The sequence below is a fragment of the Roseburia sp. AF15-21 genome (assembly GCF_003479505.1).
GTDB classification, from domain to species: Bacteria; Bacillota; Clostridia; order Lachnospirales; family Lachnospiraceae; genus Roseburia_C; species Roseburia_C amylophila.
The window spans coordinates 116367-141708 of record NZ_QUHG01000007.1 but is presented as its reverse complement, the minus strand read 5'-3'; the positions used below and the strand labels follow the sequence as shown (position 1 = coordinate 141708).

The window sequence follows — 25342 nt, the reverse complement described above, 5'->3', positions numbered from 1 at the left end:
AAGAGGAAAATTAGGAAGAGAAGTGTGTATATGAAGAACAAACGGAAATTAACACCATGGCTTTACAGTATGCCGGCACTGATATTGATTGGAATGGTTATTGTATTCCCGATTATTTATACGGGCTATATATCACTGACCAATATGAATCTTTTTCACTGGTCAAATTATGAATTTATCGGACTATCCAACTATAGCAGGGCATTATTAAAGGCAGACTCCGGTTTCCTTGGAGCACTGTTTACAACATTACTTTGGACCACATTAAATATGGTGATACAGGTAGTTGTGGCATATTTTATTGCATTGGGATTTCAAAGAGAAGATTTAAAGGGAAAACGTGTATACAAGACTCTTTTGATGTTCCCGTGGGCAATGCCTGCATATGTGTCCATTCTTTTTTGGAGGGTAGGCATTTATAACACAGAGTTTGGTCTTCTGAATAAGATTCTGGTGGCACTTGGCTTTGGAAAGGTAAATTTCCTTTCCACCAATGTGCCGGCATTTCTCTCCTGCATGACTCTAAACCTGTGGATGGCATTGCCGTTTATGATTATGATGATAGACGGTGCACTGTCCAGCATTGACCGCAGCTATTATGAAAGCGCAGAACTGGATGGAGCAGGTTTCTGGTCAAAGAACATCCATATTACCGTTCCGGCAATGAAAGGAATTATTGCACCGGCGGTTATTATGACGACATTTACCACATTTAAGCAGTTTGATATCGTATATCTTCTTACGATGCAGAAGGGAGCATATTCAGGGGCAACCTTACAGACCGTAATTACTTATGCACAGCAGAATGCGTTTGTTTCAAATAACTATGGGCTGTCCTCTGCGGTATCTATTATTATCTTTTTCCTCATCATGGTATTTTCGCTGTTTACCAATCGAGGGGTAAAGGAGGAAAATTATGACTAAGAAAAAGAGAAAACAGATTTTACAGCTTAGCGGATTACATATTTTTTATATTATACTGTGTCTGCTGGCACTGGTACCGATTTTATATGCGTTGAATCTTTCCTTTGAAAGGGGAAGTGGAGCATTGTCCTCCGGATTATCTTTGTTTCCAAAGGAATTTACACTGGATAATTATATAAATATACTGACGCAGAAGCCGTTTTTGCGGTGGTTTTATAACTCTGCCGTATTAAGCTTCTTTACAATGGTCATTGCTATCGGATTTGCCATGGTGTCATCTTATGCATTTTCAAGATACCGTTTTAAGGGAAGAAATGGCATTTTAAAATTACTGCTTCTCTTAAATGCATTCCCGCAGATTCTGTCCATGTTTGCATTATTCCGTCTTTTAAAACAGATGAATATGCTGGATACGAAACTGGGACTGGTGATTATTTATGCGGGAAGCATGTGCATTTTCTCTATCTGGAATATGAAGGGGTATTTTGATACCATTCCGATAGAAATCGAAGAAGCATCGAAAATTGACGGTGCATCGGATTTCCAGCTGCTGTGGAAGGTAGTAATGCCGCTGGCTCGTCCGGCAATCATTGTAACTTCTGTGATGGTACTTATTTTTGTATGGAATGAATATCTGTTTTCTACAACATTTCTACTGAATGAAAACAGTTATACACTGGCAGGTGGATTATATCAGTTACAGTCCAACGATTACACCAGAAGCTGGGGAATGTTCTCCGCAGCCGCTATCCTGGTATCTGTTCCGGTGCTGATTATTTTCTTCTGTATACAAAAGTATATGGTATCCGGTCTTACTGCAGGTGGTGTGAAAGGATAGAAATAAAATGGAAAAAGAAGCAATTTTGCATATTCCACTGTCACAATTTGCCTTTGCAGAAAAAGAAGACCGGCTGGTAATAAGAATCCGTTGTAAAAAGGGCGATTTAAAACGGTGCGTGCTGCTTTGGGGAGACCGGGTGGCGATGGAAGAGCCACTTCCGGTGAAACAAAGTGAAATGGAACATGTGGCATCCGATATGCTTTATGATTATTATGAAGTTAAGATTACGTCTCCGTATACCAGGGTATGCTATTATTTCCGGTTAGAGGACGATACAGAAAGCCTTTATTATTATGGAAGAGGATTTGCAGAGAAACTGTCCTGTGGCAGGGCAGAATATTTCCAGTTTCCATATATTCGAAGAGAGGATATTTTAGATATCCCGGAGTGGGCAGAAGACATTGTTATGTATCATATTTTCCCGGACAGTTTTGCGAATGACAGACGGGAACTGAAGGAAAAAGCGACAAGGCATATGCTTTTGCCGGATGAAAAAAGCGACAGCAATGGAAAAATTTTACCGGACCGGATTTGTAAGAATCATCTGGGTGGTACACTGAAAGGAATTTGTGAAAACCTTGACTATATCGGAAAGCTTGGAATTAACTGCATTTATCTGAATCCGATTTTTGAAGCGGCGTCTTATCATAAATATGATACCATTGACTATTTTGAAATCGACCCCTGTCTTGGAAATAAAGCGGATTTAAAAGAACTGGTGCAGCAGTGCCACAAGAGAGGAATCCGGGTTATTTTAGATGGTGTATTTAATCATTGTGGTGCAGATTTCTTTGCATTCCGGGATGTGCGGCAGAAGGGAAAAGCATCAAGATATTATAACTGGTTTTATCACCTGCCGGAAACGATACAGTACGCTGATCCGCCGGATTATGAGGCTTTTGCCTATGTAAAGGAAATGCCAAAGCTTAATACCGGAAATCCTGAAGTAGTGGAGTACCTTTGTAATGTTGGAACTTACTGGATTCGGGAAGCAGATATTGACGGCTGGCGCTTGGATGTGGCAAATGAAATCAATCATGAATTCTGGAGAGCCTTCCGTCATGCGGTGAGAGCGGTAAAAGAGGATATGTTTCTAATAGGCGAAATCTGGGAAGAAGCAGGCATCTGGCTTCAGGGAGACCAGTTTGATTCTACGATGAATTATACTTTTTCTTATCTGTGCCGGGATTTTTTTGGAAAGGGAGAACTTTCGGTCAGTGAATTTGATGCCCAGATGCAGCGGATGATTTACCGCTACCCATGGCAGGTGAGCCTGGCACAGATGAATTTTCTGGATTCCCATGATATTCCGAGATTTTTAAGCTATTGCAATGGAAATAGAAAGAGAATGGAGCTGGCATTTTTCTATCTCTTTATGGGAGTGGGCGTGCCATCGGTATTCTACGGGGATGAAGTGTATATCGAGGGAATGAAAGAATTGGAGTATCGGGCAGCCATGGACTGGCAGAGAGCATCCGGACAATCAGATGAAACTGAACCACAGTCTTTATTGCCGTATCAGGATAATTTAATCGGAAAATTCAAGGAGTGGATAGCACTTCGGAGAGAGCATCCGGCATTACGCAGGGGAAATTATCGCACCATCTATTGTAATGATGTTACCGGTGTTTATGCATTTTCCCGCTGCTATGAAGAAGACCGGGTGCTGGTAGTGCTGAATACAGGCCCTGACAAAGTGGAACTTACTTCGGCAGAAATACAGGAGCTGCAGGAAAAAAATATAGAACTGTCTTCTTATGAAGGAAGACTCGTGGCATTCTGAAAAAGACAAGTGACATTACAAAATACTTGTGTTATACTTTGAAAAACAAAGTGACGCAGGGAGGGTGTTTGCTATGGTTATTTTAATTGGAATTATTATATTTGCAGCCGTTATTGGATTTTATGCCTGTTTCGGACGCAGAATCAATGAAAATATTGGCTCTGGATTCGGAAAAGAGTACATGAAAGACAAATGGGGAATGGACGAATAATGAAAGAATGCCGGATGGTTTACCATCCGGCATTTATATATGTCATATATATTCTTTCCTTCGGAAGGATGATACGAAATCAGACTTTCTTGATGCTGCTGCGACGTTTTGCTTTCTCCTCGTAGAGGATTGCATCAGAGTGCTTGAGAATGTCTGTTAAGTCCATCTGCGGATTACAGTAGAAGTCGTAGATGCCGACAGAGATTTCTACATAGAAAGGTTTATCGCATACGGCATTAAAAGCATCGCTCTCTGCTTTCAGATTCTTTAAAAGCTGCTCCTTGAAATCCGGTATATCGGTTAAAATAAAGGAAACAAATTCGTCACCGCCCAGTCTTGCAGTAATGGCATCCTTTGGCAGGCATTTACGCAGCCGTTCGGATACTGTGCGTAACGCAAAATCCCCGGCAAGATGGGAGAAACAGTCATTGATTTCTTTTAAGTGGTCTAAGTCACCAAAGAGAAGATAAGCTTTTTTGCCGGAATTGGATTCAATTGCATGGGATGCCCGTTCCATAAATCCACGGCGGTTCAAAAGCTGGCTTAAGTCGTCATATTCGGAGATATAACTTAAGATGCTGTTCTGCTCCTGAATGACTTTCATGGAATCCTGTAATTCTTTCTGAATCTGGCGTTCGCTGGCATTTAACTGGATAAAATGCAGGAGTGCACCAATCTGGAGGCTGCAAATCTGCATAAAGGAAATATCTTTCTGTTCCACTTCGCAAAGCAGCAGACCGAACTGTTCATCTCCGGAAAAGAGGATAAATGATGTATAGCAGTGGCTGTGTTCCTTTGGAAGAAAACTGGAAAATCCATTGGCAGTCGTTACTTTTGGACGTTTGCCCGGTTCATGGTAGACTGATTTTTCATCATGGTAATATGCTGCCAGATAGATTTCGTCCGGGTACTCTGCAAGCTCATTTTCCTGATGAATGACCGGTTTGTCAAAGAAGAAAAAGAAGGAACTTTTGACATTCATCAGATGCAGCCGCTCCATGATATGTGTAATCGTTTCTTTGAAATTGGCACCGGAGTTAATCAAATCTCTTGTAAAGGAAGGTACAAACCAGGCTTTCCGGTTAGAATCCATGATTTCTTTTTCTAGCTGGAAGACATCCGCAGAATGAACGTATTGCTGGGTAAAGGATAAAATGCCGGAAAGCTGTGTCTGCAGCAGTTCTTCCTCCGAGAAGTTAATCAGTGTACGGAGTAATGAAGTAAGTTGCTCTAGGAGCATTTCTCCGGAAATATGGGGATATGCAGTAAGCTTTCTCAGATAACGAATCAGAGGCTCGTTGGAGAAGTCAGTTCCCTTCCGGATAAAGATTTCTTCATATATATTTTCAAAATATGCATGTAGAACTTCGGTATAGTAATTACGATCTTTTTCGTATGAAATGGAAGAGAATAATTCCTCAGCCATAGCATCGACCTGCTGGTGTATAAAATCGTGCAGCTGCTCCATGCTGATATGACGCAGTGTGGTAAAGCCGGTGTGCAGCTGGCAGCCGCAGGAGCTTCTCTGGTGAAAAATGGCTGACATCCGGCAGGATTTGTGGCTTCTTTCCCTGACAGAGCATAAGCGCATTCTGTAATGCCTGGTAGCTGAACTGGAAGCTGCTGTGGGAAACACTGGTCAGTGGTGGCTCCATGGTTTTTGCGTGGTCAATGTCGTCAAAACCGGTAATGGCAATGTCATGTCCCACCAAAAGGTCTCTTGCAGCACAGACGCGGTATCCTGCCTTTGCCATATTATCATTTGCAAAAGCAATTGCCTCTAATTCCGGGTTGTGGTCTAGGATATATTCCACCTGCTCGGTGACAAGCTCTGAGTAGTTGCCATAGACGACCATATCATTCGTGACCGGAAGCTGATGTTCCGCCATAACATCGCGGTAGGCTTTCAGCCGTTCATTGGAGTCTTTGTTGTTAGCTGGTCCTGCTACAAAAGCAATCTTACGATAGCCATGGACATTCACAAGATGCTCGATACATTGCCGCATACCGTTGTAGTTGTCAGCAATCAGATATGGAATGTCAGGATCGTCCGGTGTGTCCTCTAACATCAGAAATGGAATATCTTTATAATGGGAAAGAAAGTCTGCCTTTACCTGGTTACTTTTAAAAATAGAAAGAGAACCATAGGTAATAATGAGTGCATCCGGTCTGGTAAAATGCACATAATCATAAATCGTATCAAACTGATAATTATAGTCTCCATCAAAACTGCAGGATAAAATATCTTTACAATATTGTGGCATCTGAGGTCCCATCAGAAAAATAATATTGATATCTTCTTCTCTGGCACAGGTATAGAAGCCTCGAAGTAAGTCTTCTGAGTAGCTGGACTGGGTGTCACCTAACATAATTGCAATTGTTGGTCTCTGGTTGTTCTCCATAATGTGCCTTTCTCTGGTAAAAAAAGTTGCTTCGGCATTGTAAAAGCCTTTCTTATGATTGACTTAAGTATAACATAAAACGATTAAGTAGAAAAGAAAATAAAAATATTACTGGACAAAAAATGTGATATATGCTAATATAGTTGAGCGTGTGAAAGAACTGAATAACGATGCGTGGCTCAGCTTGGTAGAGCGCTGCGTTCGGGACGCAGAGGTCGCAGGTTCAAATCCTGTCGCATCGACGAAAAAAACGAGTACACTGTTAGGTGTGCTCGTTTTTTATATGAAGATTTCTACCCAAACATTGTCTGGAATCATCCTGTCATGTTATAATGAGCGTAAGCAAGTCAACATATAAGCGTGATTGGCGAGCTGCAATTGTTTATCAGGAGTTGATTTTCACTTGATAAATGAAATGGTTGGAAAATAATACAATAAAGGAGAAGACACAATATGAGTATGGAACCGGATTTTCTTACTTTGACAATCGGAAAACAGAAAAATATTGCATTGATTGCTCATGATGGAAAGAAAGCAGAACTGATCCAGTGGTGCAAAGACAATGCAGAAACTTTAAAGAAGCATTTCCTTTGTGGAACCGGAACAACAGCAAAAATGATTACAGACCAGACGGGACTGCCGGTAAAGGGCTATAACAGCGGTCCGCTGGGCGGAGACCAGCAGATTGGTGCTAAGATAGTAGAGGGAAAAGTAGATTTCGTGATTTTCTTTTCAGATCCGCTTACTGCAGCACCTCATGACCCGGATGTAAAAGCGCTGCTTCGTATTGCCCAGGTCTATGACATTCCGATTGCCAATAATAAAGCAACTGCAGATTTTATGATTCATTCCGAGTTGATGGATGAAGAATATAATCACAATGTGATTAATTTTAATAAGAATATCAGACAGCGGGCATCGACGATAAAGTAATGTCAGCTAAACTACGAGAAACACGCAAAGCGTGTTTCTCACATAAAAAGGAGAGGCGGTGTGAATACTCACACCGCCCCTTTTTCCTTTTAATTATCCTGGTATTATCCCTCAATGGAAATATATTTCTTTTCTTCCACAGCAGGTTTTGCTTCTTTCTTCGGAACGGTCAGAGTCAGGATACCATTTTCAAAACCGCCTTTGATGTCATCCTGAGTAACGCCATCTCCGACATAGAAACTACGCTGGTAAGAGCCATAGTAACGTTCTTTACGGATATATTTGCCATCTTTGTCTTTTTCGTCCTTGTTGTCCTGGTGTTTGGCATTGACGATGAGGTATCCGTCTTTCAGCTCAGCCTGGATATCTTCTTTCTTAAAGCCCGGAAGTTCAAATTCCAGTTCATATCTGTCGTCAAATTCCTTAACGTCAGTGTTCATGGCAGCGCGGTTGTCTGCAGCAGGAGCATTGTAAGCTCCGAATGGAAATACATCATCGAATATATCATCTACAAAGTTGTTTGAAAAAATACTTGGTACTAACATAAGTCATTCCTCCTGAAATAGTCTATTGTAATTAGTAATAATGTTTCTTGCTTCTGTGAGCTTCTCTGGCTTCCTCAACAGCCTCATGGTCGGCTACATTAATTTTAGCTTTTACTTTCTTCTTTTTTAATGGATGTTTTGGATTTTTGTCTGACATAATAACATGCTTCCTTTCTTTTACATCATCAGATATCTGAAATACAATGTCTGAAATTATCCTTCAATTGCAATATATTTGTGGTCTTCTACTGCAGGTTTTGCTTCTTTCTTCGGAACGAAGAGTTTTAAGATACCGTGTTTAAATTCGCCCTTGATATCTTCTTCGGTAACGGCATCGCCAACATAAAAGCTTCGGCTGCAGGCTCCGGAATAACGTTCCTTACGGATGTACTTGCCGGATTTCTTATCTTTATCTTCCTCATCCAAGCCTTTGGCGGCACTGATGGTCAGGTAACCATTTTCTAAGGAAGCACTTACTTCGTCTTTCTTAAATCCAGGTAAATCGATTACCAGTTCATAACCATTATCTTGTTCCTTGATATCTGTCTTCATCAGACGTGCGGCTCTACGACCGTAAAGTTTTTTCTCAGTTTTTTTCATATCCATGTTATCGTCCATCCATGGAAAATCCTCAAAGAAGTCATCAAATAAATTCTCTCCAAAAATACTAGGCATCAACATAAGTCATCTCTCCTTTTTTAAATAAATCTATCTATGCTTGTTTACCTTGTTTCTTTGGAACCGGGATGTTTTAGGAACCTCTTTTTGTTCCTCTCCTTTGTTCTGACTATGTTATAACACCAATTATTAGCACTGTCAAGATGTGAGTGCTAATAAATTTGTGAAAAATTTGTGAATTGGTTGCAAATTGTGAGAAAACTAAGAGAATATAAGGGAATACGCTGTGAAAAAGAAGAGAAAATAAGTGAATGTATTGCGGAAAAGAAAGAATATTGCAGGAACTATGAGACTGTGTTATGATTTCTATAACTTTGCGTCATGGAAATTATGAGTTTAGGAGAAAAAACAAAATGAAGACACAGAATGAGAAAAGAAGTACATTTTCGGGGAAGATAGGGTTTGTATTATCAGCAGCAGGCGCTTCTGTGGGACTGGGAAACATATGGAGATTCCCATATCTTGCGGCAAAGTATGGAGGAGGAATCTTTCTGCTGATTTATATTATACTTGCACTGACTTTTGGATATACGATGATTATGGCGGAGACTTCTATCGGAAGAATGACGAAGAAGAGCCCGGTGGGAGCATATCATACCTTTGGAAAATCCCGCTGGCTCTCTTTCGGTGGCTGGATAAATGCCATTATTCCGGTTTTAATCGTGCCATATTATTCTGTAATTGGCGGCTGGGTAATGAAATATCTGGTGGAATATATCAGGGGAAATGGCAGTAAGCTTGCATCGGATGGATATTTTTCCGATTTCATTTCCAGCGGGCTTTCCACAGAAATCTGCTTTGCTTTTTTTGCAGTATTTACGCTGGGGATTATCTTTGCCGGAGTCCGGAATGGTATTGAGCGGGTATCCAGATTTATGATGCCGGTGCTGGTTGTTCTTTCTATATTAATAACGGTTTATTCCGTAAGCAGACCGGGAGCATTAAAAGGAGTTAAATATTTTCTGATTCCAAATCTTGAAAATTTTTCATGGATGACAGTGGTGACAGCCATGGGACAGATGTTTTATTCCCTGTCCATCGCGATGGGAATTTTAATTACATTCGGTTCTTATATGAAGAAAGAAGTTTCTATTGAAGAATCGACAAAGAATGTGGAAATATTTGATACCGCCATTGCCATGATGGCGGGACTTATGATTATTCCGGCAGTCTTTGCATTTTCCGGTGGAAATCCGGAAACACTGCAGGCGGGGCCATCATTGATGTTTATTACGATTCCAAAAGTATTTGACAGCATGGGACTTGGAACCGGAGTCGGAATTTTGTTTTTTGTACTGGTGCTGTTTGCAGCAATAACAAGTTCTATTGCATTAACGGAAAGTGCAGTATCGACTTTTGAAGATGAACTGGGCTGGGAAAGACGGAAAGCAACGGTAATTGTCGGTATTGTAATGCTTCTTTTGGGAAGTCTTTCTACACTGGGATATGGACCATTAGCGAATGTAAAAATTATCGGAATGCAGATTCTTGATTTCTTTGATTTCCTGACGAACTCCGTGATGATGCCGATTGCAGCTATTGCAACCTGCCTTCTGGTATCAAGAGTGGTGGGAGTGCAGCGGATTGAAGAAGAAGTAACCCGGGGCGGCAACCCGTTCCGCAGGAAAAAGATATTTACGGTGATGATAAAATACCTTTGTCCGATCTTTGCAGCGATTATTTTAATCAGTTCCATAGCAAATGCTTTTGGATGGATTCAGATGTAATTAATGACAAATTAAGAAAATACAGAAATGCAACTACGAGAAACACGCTTTGCGAGTTTCTCGAGTTATCGCGGTGCTCGTCAAATCTGCATGCAAGCATGCGATTTTTCTCGCTACTTGCATAATCAAAAAGAGCGTTCTTTCCTAATTAGGAAAGACGCTCTTTTTGGACAGAACCATATTATGAATTTGCCATATTCTTAACGGCATTCAATGCCTTCTGGACTGGTGGCAGACAGATAATGATTAATGTAATAAGTGCTTCTGCACCAAGGTATGCACCGTTGTAAGCAAGAGAGTATACCACTGCATTCGGGAATTCTTCCGGAGCATACATGCCGAAGAAAATCCAGCCGGAAAGGAATGCGAAGAAGTATCGGCCTAATACACCAGCGATATAACCTTTGATAAGTCCATGTTTGGATTTGCTGAAAAGTCCGGAAAGTCCTAATGCACCAAAGGCGAAGAGGTAGTCCACTAACATCTGTGGAACACTGATGATGTAAGGGTCAACGACTAACTGCAGTATTCCGTAAGCAAAAGCTGCGGTTAAGCCGGCACCCAGACCGTACCAGTAACCAATCAGAACGATGAATAACATGCTCAGTAAAGTAACGGAACCGCCCATTGGCATATCGAAAAGTTTAATCATGGAAGTTACCATGGCAAGGGCAATTGCCATAGCTGAAAATGCAAGCTGCTTTGCACTGAATTTCTTCTTTCCACCGAAGATAGCACAGCCAATCAGAAGAATGGCAATCATGATGATAACGAGGGCTGTAAAACCAGCGGTGGTAAGCTGGTAAGATGAGCCGTCGTATGTTGCAAAAATTGACATAAAAAATCCTCCTTAAAGATGATACTCTGCCAGGAGGTTGTATATGTGCTTCCTTACGCCGGTATTATCCGGTTCAAGTAATAAGGGTCAACGCAGATACGTTTCTCAGCCAAAGGCGCCCCTAGCAAAGCGATGTTTTGTTTTCAGTTTGTAATGGTAACAGTGGTAGTATAAAATGTCAAGTGTTAATTTTCTGAAAAAGATTTTCTAAAAAATGAAAAAATCCGCTGGAAAATATAAAGAAAAAGTAACTTCCGGTCGATAAAAGGTTTAGAAGTGTCTTTTTCTGCGCTTTTTTAGAAAAAAGGGTTACTCTTGAATCTGAAAAGCAAAAGGAATATAGTAAAGATAAAAAGATGAGGAAACAACAAGCAACAAGGAGAGGTTCTATGCGTAAGTACAAGGATGTTGGAAAAAGAATACTGGTATTAGTTTTAAGTGTTTGTATGATTGCAGGCGTTCTTCCGGCAATACCGGCAGAGGCGGCGGATGCATTTCCGGGCAATGGAAGCATTACATTAGGAGCGGATGCAAATGGTGCAACTGCAACCGGAAATGATACCTATACTTATACCGGACAGGAGGTTAAGCCGGCAGTTACGGTCCAGATTGCTGGAGAAACTTTGAAAGAAAAAGAGGATTACTCCGTTTATTACCGTAATAATACCAGCGCAGGAACAGCATATATTGATATCGTTGGTATCGGAGACAGCCACAGATGGCAGACCACCAAGAGCTTTACGATTGCACAGCAGAAGTTAAGCTATATCGGTGTTAATTATAAAGGGGTGGAAGGAACCGGTGAAGACGGATATGTATATTATACAGGAAGTGATGTATTACCGACGATTACAGGGGTGTATGGTATCATAAGCGGTACTTCTACCATGGTAAACCTTTCGGCAGATGATTATAACGTAGAATATACATCCGGAAGCAATACCACAGTAGGAACACATTCCTTTAAAATTGTATTAAAGAGCAGCAGTAACTATACATTTTCCGGAACAATTGCAGAGAACCGTTACAATATTTACTATAATATCGGAGCGGATTCTGTAACTGTTTCCAATGGACTGAGTGATTCTACTTATACCGGAACTGCACAGAGACCGGAATTTACACTGGTAGACAGTCAGAATTCCGCAGGAATCCAGGCATCTGACTATACCACAAGCTGGGCAGATAATACCAATGCCGGAACAGCGAAGATGACAGTAACAGCGAATTCTTCTTCTCTGTACCGGGGCAGCAAGACCTTTAATTTCCTGATTGGCAAGGCAGATTTAAGTGCAGCAGGCATCAGTGTTTCCTTAAAGAGTGATAAATATTATTATGTAAAGAATAGTAAACCGGATATGACCAATGAGGTAGTAGTGAAGTTGAATGGCGTGGAGATTCCTGCCGGCAACTACAACGTGGCATACCGAAATGAAACTACTGCAGGACAGACCGGAACCAATAACCTGATTATTACCGGAACCGGAAATTTAACCGGAAACGCATTTATCAACTTTGAGATCTATGACAAGCTTGGTAAAGCAGTATTAGATAAAAATGAACTGGAATACAATGGCAAGAAAAATGTGCCAAACATTACCGTCTCCAATACATCCGGTGATGTTATCAGTGATTCCAGATATAAGATTACTTATTATAAAGATGCGGAGTATACCAAGACTGAATCTGAACCGACCTCTATTGGAAGATATTATGTGAAGGTAACCGGACTGGATTACTACGAAGGAGACCTTGGAACCAAGGCAGAGCCGATTTATTTTGATATTGTTGCAAAATCTTTAGATAAATGTACCTTTAAGCTGGCAATCAACGGAACAGAAGCAGGTGTCATTAATAAAGATACCAGTTATTCCAGCTTCTTTGACGGCAAGAGCAAAGTATTATCCCTGACGGCAACCGATGATGAGGGGAATGCTTTGAAAAAAGGAACGGATTTTGACTATGCTGTTTATTGTGATCCGGAATGTACTGAACGGGCAGACGATAAGGAAGACACTACGGGCATACAGGAACTGATTCATGCAGCAACCTATTATCTTAAGATAACCGGTCTGGATGGCAGTAACTATGCCGGAGGCGAAAGAGTATATACTTATATGATTAAGCCAAAGAACATCAGCCCGACAGATATTGTAATTACAGACCAGACTTATACCGGTAGTGCTGTTGTGCCGGATCCTGCAAATATTACTGTTTATTATAAAGAAGGTAGTAAAAATGTCACCTTGGACAGCCAGTATGTAGAAGTGGTTTCCTGTGAAGATAATATCGAGATTGGAACCAACAATGCGAAAGCATACATTAAACTGACTGGAGACTATGCATTGGCAGAAGGCGGAGTAAACCGCGGAACCTTCAGTATTGTGCCAAGAAAATTAAATGAATGCGAGTGTAATATCGTTGCAGGTTCTGCAAACTATGATCCGACACAGGTTACCTTTGAATACAATGGTAGCATGCAGGTACCGGCAATCCGTATTACTGATAATAACGGCGCCAAAGGCCTGGTACAGGGCGAAGACTTTAAGGTTACTTATTTTACGGATTCTGCATACAAGAAGGTCATTGCAGAGCCGGTGGACGCAGGTACTTATTATGTATTAATCAGCGGTCTTGGAACTTATGCTAATTTAGGCGGAAGTATCCGTACTTCTTATAAAATCACACCAAAGAACATGAGCACGCTGACCGTAACTGCAAGCAACTGCGGTTATACCGGAGAAGCAGTGGAGCCGGGTATCAGTGTATCTGATGGAAACCGTGTACTGGTTGCAGGCGTGGATTATGAAGTTGAAGGATATTATGACGATGAATTATGTAAACAGGTTTCAGAACATAAGAATTCCGGAAAAGTATATGTCAGAATCAAAGCGGTAGACGGTAAGAATTATACCGGAACCGCAACAACCACATTCTTTATTGGAGCAAATATTGCGACCGTTGTGCCGGCATTTAATATTTCCGGTGGAACCTATAACCGCAATTCCCATAAGGATGAAATGATTCAGGCAATTGAGACAAAAATGATGGATGCAATTCCGGATTCGTCGTCCTATAGCATTTCCTTCTATAGTGATGCAGCACACAAGAATGTTGTAAGCTCTGAGACAAATGAGGCATTTATCAATGCGGGGACGATTTACTTCGTAGTATCCGGCAAGGGTCAGTATTATGGAGATATTTCCGGATATGCAGTCATTGCAAAGAAGGATATATCTGAACTGAATGCAAGAGTAAATGGAACTTATACATATAATGGAATTGAGCAGAAGGTTGTAATTTCCACTACCGCAGACGGAGATGGTGTTGTATTACAGTACCCTACCACCAACGGCTATATTCTGACCGATAAGGAATACAGTATTGAAAGCAGTGAAAATGCAATCAATGCGGGAATTGCAACTCTGACCTTAAAGGCGGCAGAAAACAGCAACTATACAGGAACAACAACCGTAAGCTATACCATTAATCAGAAGGATATCAACGAGTTGAGCAAACTCCGGGTAGACGTAAGTAGTCCGGTTTATGCAAATAAAGTACTGACTCCTTCCGTAAAAGTAAGCTATGGAGATTCTTCCAGCTTATTGTCAATGAATAAGGATTATCAGTTTGAAGTATATTCTGATGCAGATTTCCAGAATGTTGCAACAGCAGCCGAGAAGACCAATGCAGGAACAACTTATGTAAGAATCCAGGGTATCGGAAATTACACCGGTGTGCTGGAAAGTGCAGATTATACTGCAGATAAGATTGCAGGCTCTAATCAGTTTATTATTCAGCGGAAGAGTATTGATGGTGTAGGCGTATCTTTGCAGGGAATGAGTTACATTTTTAAAAAGAATATTCCGGATTTCACAGTAACACAGAGTTTTCCGAATGAGTCCGGAATTGGAGAATATTCATATACACTGCAGCCTGGCGTAGATTATACCTATACTCCGACCCAGGTAGATAAATTTAAAGTAGGACAGCAGGATATTACCATTGAAGGAACCGGTAACTTTAAGGGAACCAAGAATAGTTACTTCTACTATGATGGAGATATGAATAATTCTGCTGACCAGATTGAAGTGAAGTTAAGCTATGATACCATTGAGTATGATAAGGCACAGGCAGCATCCGGCGGAATGAAACCTACCGTTACCGTGTATGTAAAAGGCAGCGATACCCAGGAACGTCTGATAGAGGGAACACATTACAGCGTGTCTTATAGAAATAATACTGTTCCAGGGCAGGCCAGTGTACTCATTACCGGAATTGAGAAGAATCACTGGGTAGGAAGCTATGTTGCGAATTTCGCTATTACCGGTAAAATTGAAGATGCTGAGATTACGATTCCGGCACAGAAATATACCGGAAGCGAATACAATACAACCACACAGCCAATTGAAAATATGACTGTAGTATGTGATGGCAAGACTTTGGCACTTGGAACAGACTACAACATTAAGAGCATTGTAAATGGTAAATCTGTTTCACTGACTGACCCGACCGTAACGATTGAGGGAACCGGAACTTATTTCAGTGGTGAGAAATCGGCGAAGTTTGCGATTAAATATGACCTGGGCAGTGATGATTTAAGCATTGACTTAGGTGGAGATGTATTCTCCTATACCGGACAGGAAATCAGACCGGTTCCGGTTGTGAAATATGCATTAACCGGTTCTACCTTTGATACCTTGGAAGAAGGAAAAGATTATACGGTAACTTATCGTAAGAATACTGCAGTTGCAGCAGCAAATGGCGAGAACGGACCATGTGTAGTCATTCAGGCAACAGCAAACGGTAAATTGATGGGAACCACCAAGGCGAAAGCATTTACCATTGATTCCATTCATATGGAAGATTATGAGATTACCGGAATTGCGGACAGCTATGTTTATACCGGTAAGCTGATTAAGCCGGATTCTCTGGTCATTAAGAAGATTGGCGGTTCAGAAGTAATTGATCCGGCAAACTATAGTGTGTATTACCAGACGGATGCAGATAATCCATCCAGTGCACCGGCAGGCGCAACCGAGACCATTACCGTAATCGGTAAGGGCAATTACAAGGGAACACTGACTAAGACCTTTACTATTACAAAACGTGATTTGTCTACGGTAAGCAAGATAATTGATGACGTAACCTACAATGGTGAGGCACAGGAGCCTGAAATTAAATTAACATTTAATGATGAAAATAACAAAGAACAGACCCTTACGTTAGACACAGATTATGTAGTGGATGAGTATCGCAATAATATCAATGCAGCGAACGCCGGCGGGGCAAATGCACCATATGCAGCAATCCACGGTGTGGCAAGCTGTACCGGAACTGCAACGGTAGAGTTTAACATTTTAAAGAAAAATGTTGAGGATTTAGTATACTCTAAAATAGAAGATCCACAGTATGTACCGTTAAAAACCAAGTATGAACCGGAATTAAATGTTTACATGACATCCACCAGTGCAGAACCGCTGGTTCGCAATGTAGATTATACGGCAGCTTACTTTAACAATGAAGCTGTAAAAGATGCAAATGGAACTTCCGGACCATTTGTTCAGATTACTCCGAAGGATACCACCAACTATACCGGAAGCAAGACAATTCCGTTCTCTATTCTGGCAAGGGATCTTTCTTCTGAAAATATCAGTGCGGCGTTATCCGATGCTTCTGATACAGGATTTGACCCGGCAAACCGGAACTATCCTTATATTCAGGGGATTACTTATACACCGAATATCAGCCTGAAAGATAATTCGGAAAATGGAATTGTAGCACTGGTAAATGGAACAGACTTTACTTATGAATATTCTACCAATAACAGTCAGGTGGGAACCGCATGGATTAAAGTAACCGGACAGGGTAACTACAGTGGAACACGAATTGAGAAGTTTACCATCGGTACCTTACTTTCCAATGATACTTTAACGGTAACCGGAATTTCCGATACTGTATATAACGGTCTTGATACCAAGCCGAAGAACATTCAGGTGAAGTTCAATAAGACCGGAAGCTATCTGACAGAAAACGAAGATTACATCGTAAAATACTATATTGATAAAGATTGTACGACGGAAGCAAGTGCCATTGACCTGATTCATGCTGGAACAGTATATGTTGGAATCGTTGGTACGGAAAATGACCAGACCGGATATGTAGGAACAGCTGTATATCCATATCAGATTGCAAGAAAGTCACTTACTTCTGCAGATATTGAGATTACCGGAACCGATAACGTAGATTATACCGGAAGCGAGATTAAACCGGTACTTACTTTAAAAGATACTTCTACCGGATTAACCATTGATTCTTCCCAGTATGAAGTAACTTATGAGAACAACACTGCAATCGGAACTGCAAGTGCAACGGTAACTGCAACCGAAAGCGGTAACTACAAAGACAGCATTACGGTATACTATAAGATTACCAAACATGATATTGGAAATGCTGTGGCAGAAGCAATCCCAGATCAGAAGTATACCGGCAATTACATCCGCCCGGCACTGACGATTTATGACAACGGAAAGCTTTTGGTAGAAGGGAAGGATTATCAGGTTGTCAATGGCAACAACTTAAGGGCAGGAGAGTCATGGGTAGTAATTAAAGGACTTGGCAACTATGATGAGACCAAGCGCGTTTACTTCAATATTGTGGCAAGCCTTGAGGATGCAATTATTGACAGTGTTCCGGAACAGCTTTATACCGGAAGCCCGATATGTCCGTCTATCCATGTGGCATGTGGTGGCAATACCTTAACGCTGAATGAAGATTATGAAACAACGTATGCAAATAATGAGCTGGCAGGCGATGCATCCATTACTGTGCGTCCGCTGACCCAGTATTATACCGGAACAATTGTTAAGAAATTCAAAATCAGTAACAGCTTATCCAAGGCAACAGTTGCCGGAATCCCTGCTTCAGAGCAGTATACCGGACAGACTTATAAGCCGGTTCCGGTCGTTAAGATGGGAAGCAAGGTATTAACAGAAGATGTTGATTATACGGTAAGCTACAGTAACAATAGAAATGTGGGAACTGCCAGGGTAATCATTTCCGGTATTGGTGTATACTCCGGAGAAAAAGTTGTTACCTTTGTAATTAAAGAAAAGAGCATTGAAAATTGTACGGTTCTGGCAGTTGCATCACAGACTTATAATGGAAGACTGCTGACTCCGCCGGTTGTTGTCAAAGATGGGACAACAATGTTGAAAGAAAATGTAGACTACAAGCTTTCCTATCGTGACAATTATTCTGTAGGAACAGCTTATGTAACCATTACAGGAATTGGAGACTATAAGGGCAGCGTGACAAAGTCCTTTGCTATCACAGAACCAGTGCTGACTTCTGACGTAATCGTTCAGAGCAGGAATGCAGCAGCAGGAACCTTTGATATTGTTGTGGATGGAGTCCCAAGTTATGTGACTTCTGTTAGTGTTCCGGTCTGGACAAAGGCTGATCAGAGCGATATTGTATGGTATAACGCATCCAGAGTAGATGCAGATACCTTTATCGTGCATGCCAATATTGCAAATCATAAGAATAATGTGGGTGTATATAATATCCATGTATATGTAAGTGGTGGCGGATATAAAATGCGGTGTGCATATGCAACGACTACCGTATTTGGTGCAGGCTATGAAAGGGTCTTTGACTTAAATTATTACATAAAGAATAACCCTGATGTAGCAAAAGCATTTGGCGGCAATACAGAAGCAATTTTTGCACATTTTGTAAATAATGGTGAGGCAGAAGGCCGTCAGGCAATTGCAAACTTCAATGTTGCATCTTATCGTGCCCGGTATGCGGATTTAAGAAGTGCATTTGGAAATAATCTGAAAGCATATTATGATCATTATCGCATCAATGGATATGCAGAGGGACGGGTAGCAACCGGAAGTATAGAACTGCAGAATCCGACAACCGTATACAATGGCGTGGATTACAAGCTGGTATATGACTACAATTACTACATCAACAAATATCCGGATATTAAAGCGGCATTTAATGGTGATGAAAATGCAACCTTACGTCACTTTGTGGAATGTGGTATGAATGAGGGGCGTCAGGGAAAAGCATCCTTTAATGTAGCAGCTTACCGTGCTAATTATGCAGACTTAAGAAGCGCATTTGGAAGAAATCTGAAAGCATATTATATGCATTATATTGGCAGTGGCTATCGGGAAGGACGTAAAGCAACAGGAAATGGCGTGCTTAAGAATCCTGTAACCGTATACAATGGAGTGGATTACAGCCTGGTATATGACTACAATTATTACATCAGCAAATATTCTGACCTTAAGGCAGCGTTTTATGGTGATGATACAGCCGCATTGAGACATTTTGTGGAGTGTGGTATGAATGAAGGAAGACAGGCAAAAGACTCCTTTAATGTGAAAAAATATAAGAATAGATACAATGATCTTCAAAACGCCTTTGGAAATGATTTAAAATCCTATTATATGCATTATATTGGAAGTGGTTATAAAGAAGGACGTAAAGGAAATTAAAAAGTGTGAAAGAAAAGGGATTCTGTTTCGGATGAAAGGAAGGAGCAGAATCCCTTTTTGCTTTACAGGAAATTGCTTTCCTGTAAAGTAAAAAAGGCTTCGCGGGAATGTGCCTAAAAAAATACAATAAATACGCATAAAACCAGAGCTTAACAATTGTAATCCAAAAATAAATCTCTTATACTAGAAACGTAAAATAAGCGTTGAAATTGTATTGATTCAGAGAAACAAGAGGAACGAAGATATGGCAGCAGATACCAGAGTGGCTGTAATCGGCATTGTAATAGAAAAGGACGAATCAGTCGGAGCATTAAATGAAATTTTACATGAATATGCAGCTTATATTATCGGAAGAATGGGAATTCCATACCGGGAGAGAGGCATAAATATCGTAAGTATAGCAATCGATGCGCCGCAGGATACCATCTGTGCACTGACCGGTAAAATCGGAAAATTACCGGGAATCAGTGTAAAAACAGCATATTCCAGTGTGGTGACCAGACATGAAGAATAGAGGAAAAGAGTTATTTGATAAGCTGTATCAGGATACACAGCTTACAGAGGCAGAATATAAAGAATTATTAGAACGGCATATCGATAAAGAAATTGCAGAGTACGGCTTTGAACTGGCGAGAAAAAGACAGAAAGAGACATTTGGAAATGAAGTCTATACCAGAGGACTGATTGAAATATCCAATTACTGTAAGAATGACTGCAACTATTGCGGCATCCGAAGAAGCAATCAGAATGCAGAACGTTACCGCCTGAGTGAAGAAGAAATCCTATCCTGCTGTGAAAGTGGTTATGCATTAGGGTTTCGTACCTTTGTCCTGCAGGGTGGCGAAGACGGCTACTACACAGATGATTTACTGGAAGATTTACTTCATAAGATAAAAGCTACTTACCCGGACTGTGCCATAACACTGTCCTTAGGAGAACGGAGCCGGGAAAGCTATGAAAGACTTTATACGGCAGGAGCAGACCGCTATTTATTGCGTCATGAGACCGCGAATGAAGCCCATTATGGGAAACTCCATCCGGCAGAAATGTCTCTTAAAAACCGCAAGCAGTGCCTGTATGCCTTAAAAGAAATCGGTTATCAGGTAGGGTGTGGCATTATGGTTGGCTCCCCATATCAGACCATAGATAATCTGGTGGAAGACCTTGCTTTTATGAAAGCATTCAATCCGCATATGGTAGGAATCGGCCCGTTTATTCCGCAAAAGGATACGCCGTTTGGAGAGATGGAGCCGGGAAGTCTTGAAATGACGCTGTTTTTACTGGCAATTATCCGCCTGATGCTGCCGAAGGTATTGCTTCCGGCAACTACAGCATTGGGAACTATCCATTCAAGGGGCAGGGAGCTTGGCATCTTAGCAGGAGGAAATGTGGTAATGCCGAATCTGTCACCGGTAAAGGTGCGGAAGAAGTATGCCCTTTACGATAATAAAATCTGTACCGGGGAAGAGGCAGCGGAATGCCGTGGATGTCTTGGCAACCGTATGGAATCCATTGGATATAAACTGGTGGTCTCAAGAGGAGATTCACCATTTATATAAATAAAGGAAATACAAGAGGTATTTCTTAAATCACCATATAATAACCGACGGGAAAGAGCTTCTGACCCGGAAGAAAGGAAACATTATGTATAACAAAGCATCATTAAAGGCAGAAGAATTTATCTGCCACGAAGAGATTGAAGAGACTCTGGCATATGCCGAGGCAAATAAGGACAATCTTGCCCTTATTGACGAAATCATTGCAAAGGCAAAATTACGGAAAGGGCTTACTCACAGAGAAGCATCAGTATTGCTGGCCTGCGAGAACGGAGAGAAAATCCAGGAAGTATATGACCTTGCAGAACAGATTAAGAAAGATTTCTATGGAAATCGTATTGTAATGTTTGCACCATTGTATTTGTCCAACTACTGTATCAATGGATGTGTGTATTGCCCGTACCATGGAAAAAATAAGCATATTGCCCGGAAGAAACTGACACAGGATGAAGTACGTCAGGAAGTAACGGCATTACAGGATATGGGACACAAGCGTCTGGCAATTGAAGCAGGCGAAGACCCGGTGAATAATCCAATCGAATATATCTTAGAGTGTATTAAGACCATTTACAGCATTAAGCACAAAAACGGCGCAATTCGTCGTGTTAATGTAAATATTGCTGCAACAACCGTAGAAAATTACCGGAAATTAAAAGAGGCCGGAATCGGAACTTATATCCTTTTTCAGGAAACTTATCATAAAGAAAGCTATGAAAAATTACATCCAACCGGACCGAAGCATGATTATGCATATCATACCGAAGCCATGGATCGTGCCATGGAAGGTGGCATCGATGATGTTGGCTTAGGTGTACTTTTTGGACTGGAACTTTACAAATATGAATTTGCAGGACTTCTGATGCATGCAGAACATTTGGAGGCAGTGCATGGAGTAGGACCACATACCATCAGCGTGCCACGAATCAAACGTGCAGATGACATTGACCCGGATGTATTCGATAATGGAATCAGTGATGATATTTTTGCAAAAATCTGTGCATGTATCCGTGTGGCAGTTCCATATACCGGAATGATTATTTCTACCAGAGAGAGCCAGGCGGTACGTGAGAAAGTTATCCGCCTTGGCGTATCCCAGATTAGTGGTGGTTCCAAGACTTCCGTAGGTGGCTATGATCATCCGGAGCCGGAAGACGAGCGTTCCGAGCAGTTTGATGTCAGCGATACCAGAACTCTGGATGAGGTAGTACACTGGCTGATGGATATGGGTTATATCCCAAGCTTCTGTACCGCATGCTATCGAGAGGGAAGAACGGGAGACCGTTTCATGAGTCTGTGCAAGAACCAGCAGATTTTAAACTGCTGCCATCCGAATGCGCTGATGACATTGAAGGAATATTTGATTGATTATGCTTCTGAAGATACCAGAAAAATCGGAGAAGCGTTGATTGCTAAGGAGATAGAGAAAGTACCAAATGAAAAAACAAGAGAAATTGCAAAACGTCATCTGAAAGAAATTGAGGAAGGACAGCGCGATTTCAGATTCTAGGAGGTCTTTAGCGATGTCATTGAATGAAACACCAAGTGCAAACCGGATACATATCGGTTTTTATGGCAAAAGAAACAGTGGAAAATCTTCTCTGATTAATGCATTTACCGGACAGCAGGTGGCAATTGTTTCGGATGTAGCGGGAACCACAACGGATCCCGTCTACAAGCCGATGGAGGTGCACGGTATCGGTCCGTGTGTATTTATTGACACGGCGGGAGTGGATGATGTAGGCGAACTGGGGAAAATGCGTGTAGAGAAGACGGAAAAAGCCGCAGAGAAAACGGATATTGCGGTGCTATTGTTTTTCGGGGAGGAATATCAGGCAGAGTTAGAATGGTTCCACTATTTTAAAGAAAAGCATACACCGACCTTATGTGTACTGAGCAAAGCGGATACACTGACAGATTCAGATTCCATAGCAGCACAGCTTAAGGAAGAGACAAAACAGGAAATTCTTGTTATCAGCTCGAAAAGTAAGGAAGATATAGAAAAATTTAAAGAAGAATTAATAAGACTTGTGCCGGATGATTATGGTGAAGAAACCATAACCGGAGCACTGGTAGAAGAAGGAGATTTGGTCCTTCTTGTTATGCCGCAGGATATCCAGGCACCAAAGGGCAGACTGATTCTGCCACAGGTACAGACCATCCGTGATTTGCTGGATCATAAATGTCTGGTAATGAGCTGCACAACGGATAAGTTAGAGGATACGCTGGCGGCGCTGGCGCGACCACCGAAGCTTATTATTACTGACTCCCAGGTTTTCCGCACAGTATATGATAAGAAGCCGCAGGAAAGTCTTCTGACCTCATTTTCCGTATTGTTTGCAGAGTACAAGGGAGATTTCGCTTACTACAAAGAGAGCGCAGCAGCCATTAGCAGTCTTACGGAAGAATCAAAGGTACTGATTGCAGAATGCTGCACCCATGCACCACTGAAAGAGGATATCGGCAGGGAGAAAATTCCGAATATGCTGAGAAAACGTATCGGAGCAGGACTGACAGTGGATATCGTCAGCGGAACAGATTTCCAAAAAGACTTATCTAATTATGATTTAATAATTCAGTGCGGAGCCTGTATGTTTAATAAAAAATATGTCATGACGAGAATTGAACGTGCAAAAGAACAGAAAGTTCCAATGAGCAACTATGGTGTTGCCATTGCATATCTGTCTGGAATTCTTGATAAAATCAGCTATTAGAAATGATGAAAGGAAGCGTAACTATGTCAATCGAACGCGCGCGAGCATATTTAAAAGAATTTGGAATGGAGGAGCGGATTATGGAGCTGGCAGAATCCAGTGCGACAGTGGAACTGGCAGCAGAAGCACTTCATTGTGAGCCGGAGCGTATTGCAAAGACGCTTTCTTTTCTGGTGGGAGAACAGCCGATTCTGATTGTAGCTGCAGGAGATGCCAGAATCGACAACCACAAATATAAGACAACCTTCGGAACCAAAGCAAAAATGATTCCGGCAGCGGCAGTGGAAGACTATATCGGACACGCCGTTGGCGGAGTCTGCCCTTTTGGAATCAAAGAGGGTATAAAAGTATATCTCGATGAAAGCCTGAAAAAATTTGAAACAGTATTTCCGGCATGTGGCAGTGGAAACAGCACCATTGAGCTGACAATCCCGGAACTGGAACAGTGTTCCGGATATCAGGAATGGGTGAATATCTGCAAGGAGGAACAGCAAGCATGACACAATTATTACTGGCAATTATTTATCTCGCATTTATCAGTCTGGGACTGCCGGATTCCCTTCTTGGTTCCGCCTGGCCGACCATGTATCAGCAGTTTGGCGTGCCGATTTCCTATGCGGGAATTATTTCCATGATTATATCCGCCGGAACAATTGTATCCAGCCTGCAAAGTGACAGACTTACGAAGAAGCTTGGAACCGGAAAAGTAACTGCAATCAGCGTAGCTGCAACGGCGGTGGCTTTGTTTGGATTCTCTTTTTCCCACTCCTTCTGGGCATTGTGTCTGTGGGCAATTCCCTATGGTCTTGGTGCAGGAAGTGTAGATGCGTCTTTAAACAATTATGTGGCATTACATTATGAAAGCCGCCATATGAGCTGGCTCCATTGTATGTGGGGTGTTGGAGCAACGGCAGGTCCTTACATCATGGGAATCGCACTTTCCATGGGACAGGGCTGGAATATGGGCTATCGATATATTGGTATTATACAGGTGATATTAACTTCTGTTTTAATATTTAGCCTTCCGTTGTGGAAAGAAAGGACAGAAGAGACTGAGGTGGAAGAACTACAGACAGACCCGGCAGAAAACGGAAAGAAGGTTTTATCGGTTCGCGAAATACTAAAGATTAGCGGAGCCAGGGAAGTAATGCTCTGTTTCTTCTGCTACTGTGCATTGGAACAGACTACCGGATTATGGGCAAGCAGTTATCTGAGCTTACATAAAGGGATACCGGCGGAGACTGCGGCAGCATTTGCAAGCTTATTTTTTATTGGGATTACTGTAGGGCGGGCTATAAGCGGCTTTGTTACGATGAAATTAAATGATATACAGATGATACGACTGGGGCAGGGAATCATCGTGGCTGGAATCGCAGCAATGATATTGCCGGGAAGCAATATATTGGCAATGGCAGGATTGGTTCTTATCGGATTGGGATGTGCACCGATTTATCCATGCGTCATTCATTCTACTCCGGCTCATTTTGGGGCAGACAAATCCCAGGCAATTATAGGTGTGCAGATGGCATTTGCTTATATCGGAACCATGCTTATGCCACCGCTGTTTGGGATAATTGCCCGTGGAATTTCGGTGGCACTGCTGCCGTTTTATTTATTTGCAATACTGATTGTAATGATAATCATGCATGAACTTTTAACAAAGAAGACGGCATAAGCGTC

At 41.6% G+C, this 25342-nt stretch carries 19 protein-coding genes, 1 tRNA gene and 1 riboswitch; of the genes, 14 read left to right on the top strand and 6 right to left on the bottom strand.

Annotated elements, in window-relative coordinates; all coding sequences use genetic code 11:
* The first annotated feature begins 30 nt into the window (after nt 1-30).
* The 4 genes from DWW33_RS11110 (at nt 31) to DWW33_RS15710 (ending at nt 3759) form a co-directional block, all read left to right on the top strand.
* Nucleotides 31-924, top strand: a complete 894-nt coding sequence (locus DWW33_RS11110; RefSeq protein WP_118639527.1) for a carbohydrate ABC transporter permease — start codon at nt 31-33, stop codon at nt 922-924.
* Nucleotides 917-1762, top strand: coding sequence for a sugar ABC transporter permease (locus tag DWW33_RS11105; RefSeq protein WP_118639520.1), 846 nt, complete (start codon nt 917-919; stop codon nt 1760-1762). Before DWW33_RS11110 ends, DWW33_RS11105 begins: the two co-directional genes overlap by 8 nt.
* Nucleotides 1763-1769: 7 nt before the next feature.
* Nucleotides 1770-3548 (top strand): glycoside hydrolase family 13 protein, encoded by a 1779-nt coding sequence (locus DWW33_RS11100; protein WP_118639519.1) that lies wholly within the window; start codon nt 1770-1772, stop codon nt 3546-3548.
* 73 nt (nt 3549-3621) lie between these two features.
* Complete coding sequence (locus tag DWW33_RS15710) at nt 3622-3759, top strand: hypothetical protein (protein ID WP_158561817.1); 138 nt, start codon at nt 3622-3624, stop codon at nt 3757-3759.
* A gap of 79 nt (nt 3760-3838) precedes the next feature.
* Here the strand turns inward: DWW33_RS15710 and DWW33_RS11095 are convergent, their stop codons facing one another.
* Both DWW33_RS11095 and DWW33_RS11090 read right to left on the bottom strand, forming a co-directional pair.
* Nucleotides 3839-5185 carry a GGDEF domain-containing protein gene (locus DWW33_RS11095; protein ID WP_158577486.1) on the bottom strand — a complete coding sequence of 449 codons (1347 nt, stop codon included), beginning with the start codon at nt 5183-5185 and terminating at the stop codon, nt 3839-3841.
* On the bottom strand, nt 5178-6161 hold the full coding sequence (locus DWW33_RS11090) for a LacI family DNA-binding transcriptional regulator (RefSeq protein ID WP_118639517.1): 984 nt from the start codon (nt 6159-6161) through the stop codon (nt 5178-5180). Before DWW33_RS11090 ends, DWW33_RS11095 begins: the two co-directional genes overlap by 8 nt.
* Nucleotides 6162-6329: 168 nt before the next feature.
* On the opposite strand from DWW33_RS11090, the gene DWW33_RS11085 reads away from it, so the two are divergent.
* A tRNA-Pro gene (locus DWW33_RS11085) sits at nt 6330-6403 on the top strand.
* A gap of 217 nt (nt 6404-6620) precedes the next feature.
* A complete protein-coding gene (locus DWW33_RS11080; protein WP_118639526.1) occupies nt 6621-7094 on the top strand; it encodes a methylglyoxal synthase in 474 nt (157 codons plus the stop codon).
* A gap of 104 nt (nt 7095-7198) precedes the next feature.
* On the opposite strand, the gene DWW33_RS11075 is transcribed toward DWW33_RS11080, so the two are convergent.
* Genes DWW33_RS11075 through DWW33_RS11070 form a run of 3 tightly spaced genes read right to left on the bottom strand, consistent with a single transcriptional unit; the run spans nt 7199 to nt 8320 of the window.
* Nucleotides 7199-7639 (bottom strand): Hsp20/alpha crystallin family protein, encoded by a 441-nt coding sequence (locus DWW33_RS11075; protein WP_118087929.1) that lies wholly within the window; start codon nt 7637-7639, stop codon nt 7199-7201.
* 31 nt (nt 7640-7670) lie between these two features.
* On the bottom strand, nt 7671-7796 hold the full coding sequence (locus DWW33_RS16150) for a hypothetical protein (protein ID WP_022242811.1): 126 nt from the start codon (nt 7794-7796) through the stop codon (nt 7671-7673).
* 56 nt (nt 7797-7852) lie between these two features.
* Nucleotides 7853-8320, bottom strand: coding sequence for an Hsp20/alpha crystallin family protein (locus tag DWW33_RS11070; protein WP_022242810.1), 468 nt, complete (start codon nt 8318-8320; stop codon nt 7853-7855).
* Nucleotides 8321-8670: 350 nt separating this feature from the next.
* On the opposite strand from DWW33_RS11070, the gene DWW33_RS11065 reads away from it, so the two are divergent.
* Nucleotides 8671-10044, top strand: coding sequence for a sodium-dependent transporter (locus tag DWW33_RS11065; protein ID WP_117842323.1), 1374 nt, complete (start codon nt 8671-8673; stop codon nt 10042-10044).
* Nucleotides 10045-10225: 181 nt separating this feature from the next.
* On the opposite strand, the gene thiT is transcribed toward DWW33_RS11065, so the two are convergent.
* Nucleotides 10226-10882, bottom strand: coding sequence for an energy-coupled thiamine transporter ThiT (gene thiT, locus DWW33_RS11060; protein WP_117698327.1), 657 nt, complete (start codon nt 10880-10882; stop codon nt 10226-10228).
* A gap of 33 nt (nt 10883-10915) precedes the next feature.
* Nucleotides 10916-11015: riboswitch (TPP riboswitch) on the bottom strand.
* 256 nt (nt 11016-11271) lie between these two features.
* Between thiT and DWW33_RS11055 the strand changes: the two genes are divergently transcribed.
* From DWW33_RS11055 to DWW33_RS11025, 7 genes are all read left to right on the top strand, one after another.
* On the top strand, nt 11272-19395 hold the full coding sequence (locus tag DWW33_RS11055) for a GBS Bsp-like repeat-containing protein (protein WP_158577485.1): 8124 nt from the start codon (nt 11272-11274) through the stop codon (nt 19393-19395).
* Nucleotides 19396-19639: 244 nt separating this feature from the next.
* The gene (locus DWW33_RS11050; protein WP_118639515.1) at nt 19640-19909 is read left to right on the top strand and encodes a TM1266 family iron-only hydrogenase system putative regulator; all 270 of its coding nucleotides are present in this window, start codon (nt 19640-19642) and stop codon (nt 19907-19909) included.
* A complete protein-coding gene (hydE, locus tag DWW33_RS11045; RefSeq protein WP_118639514.1) occupies nt 19899-20954 on the top strand; it encodes a [FeFe] hydrogenase H-cluster radical SAM maturase HydE in 1056 nt (351 codons plus the stop codon). Before DWW33_RS11050 ends, hydE begins: the two co-directional genes overlap by 11 nt.
* A gap of 85 nt (nt 20955-21039) precedes the next feature.
* The gene (gene hydG, locus DWW33_RS11040; protein ID WP_118639513.1) at nt 21040-22458 is read left to right on the top strand and encodes a [FeFe] hydrogenase H-cluster radical SAM maturase HydG; all 1419 of its coding nucleotides are present in this window, start codon (nt 21040-21042) and stop codon (nt 22456-22458) included.
* A gap of 13 nt (nt 22459-22471) precedes the next feature.
* Nucleotides 22472-23662: a [FeFe] hydrogenase H-cluster maturation GTPase HydF gene (hydF, locus tag DWW33_RS11035; RefSeq protein WP_118639512.1), complete on the top strand. Its 1191-nt coding sequence runs from the start codon at nt 22472-22474 to the stop codon at nt 23660-23662.
* 23 nt (nt 23663-23685) lie between these two features.
* On the top strand, nt 23686-24162 hold the full coding sequence (locus DWW33_RS11030; RefSeq protein ID WP_118639511.1) for a YbaK/EbsC family protein: 477 nt from the start codon (nt 23686-23688) through the stop codon (nt 24160-24162).
* Complete coding sequence (locus tag DWW33_RS11025) at nt 24159-25337, top strand: MFS transporter (RefSeq protein ID WP_118639510.1); 1179 nt, start codon at nt 24159-24161, stop codon at nt 25335-25337. Before DWW33_RS11030 ends, DWW33_RS11025 begins: the two co-directional genes overlap by 4 nt.
* The last annotated feature ends 5 nt before the right edge of the window (nt 25338-25342 follow it).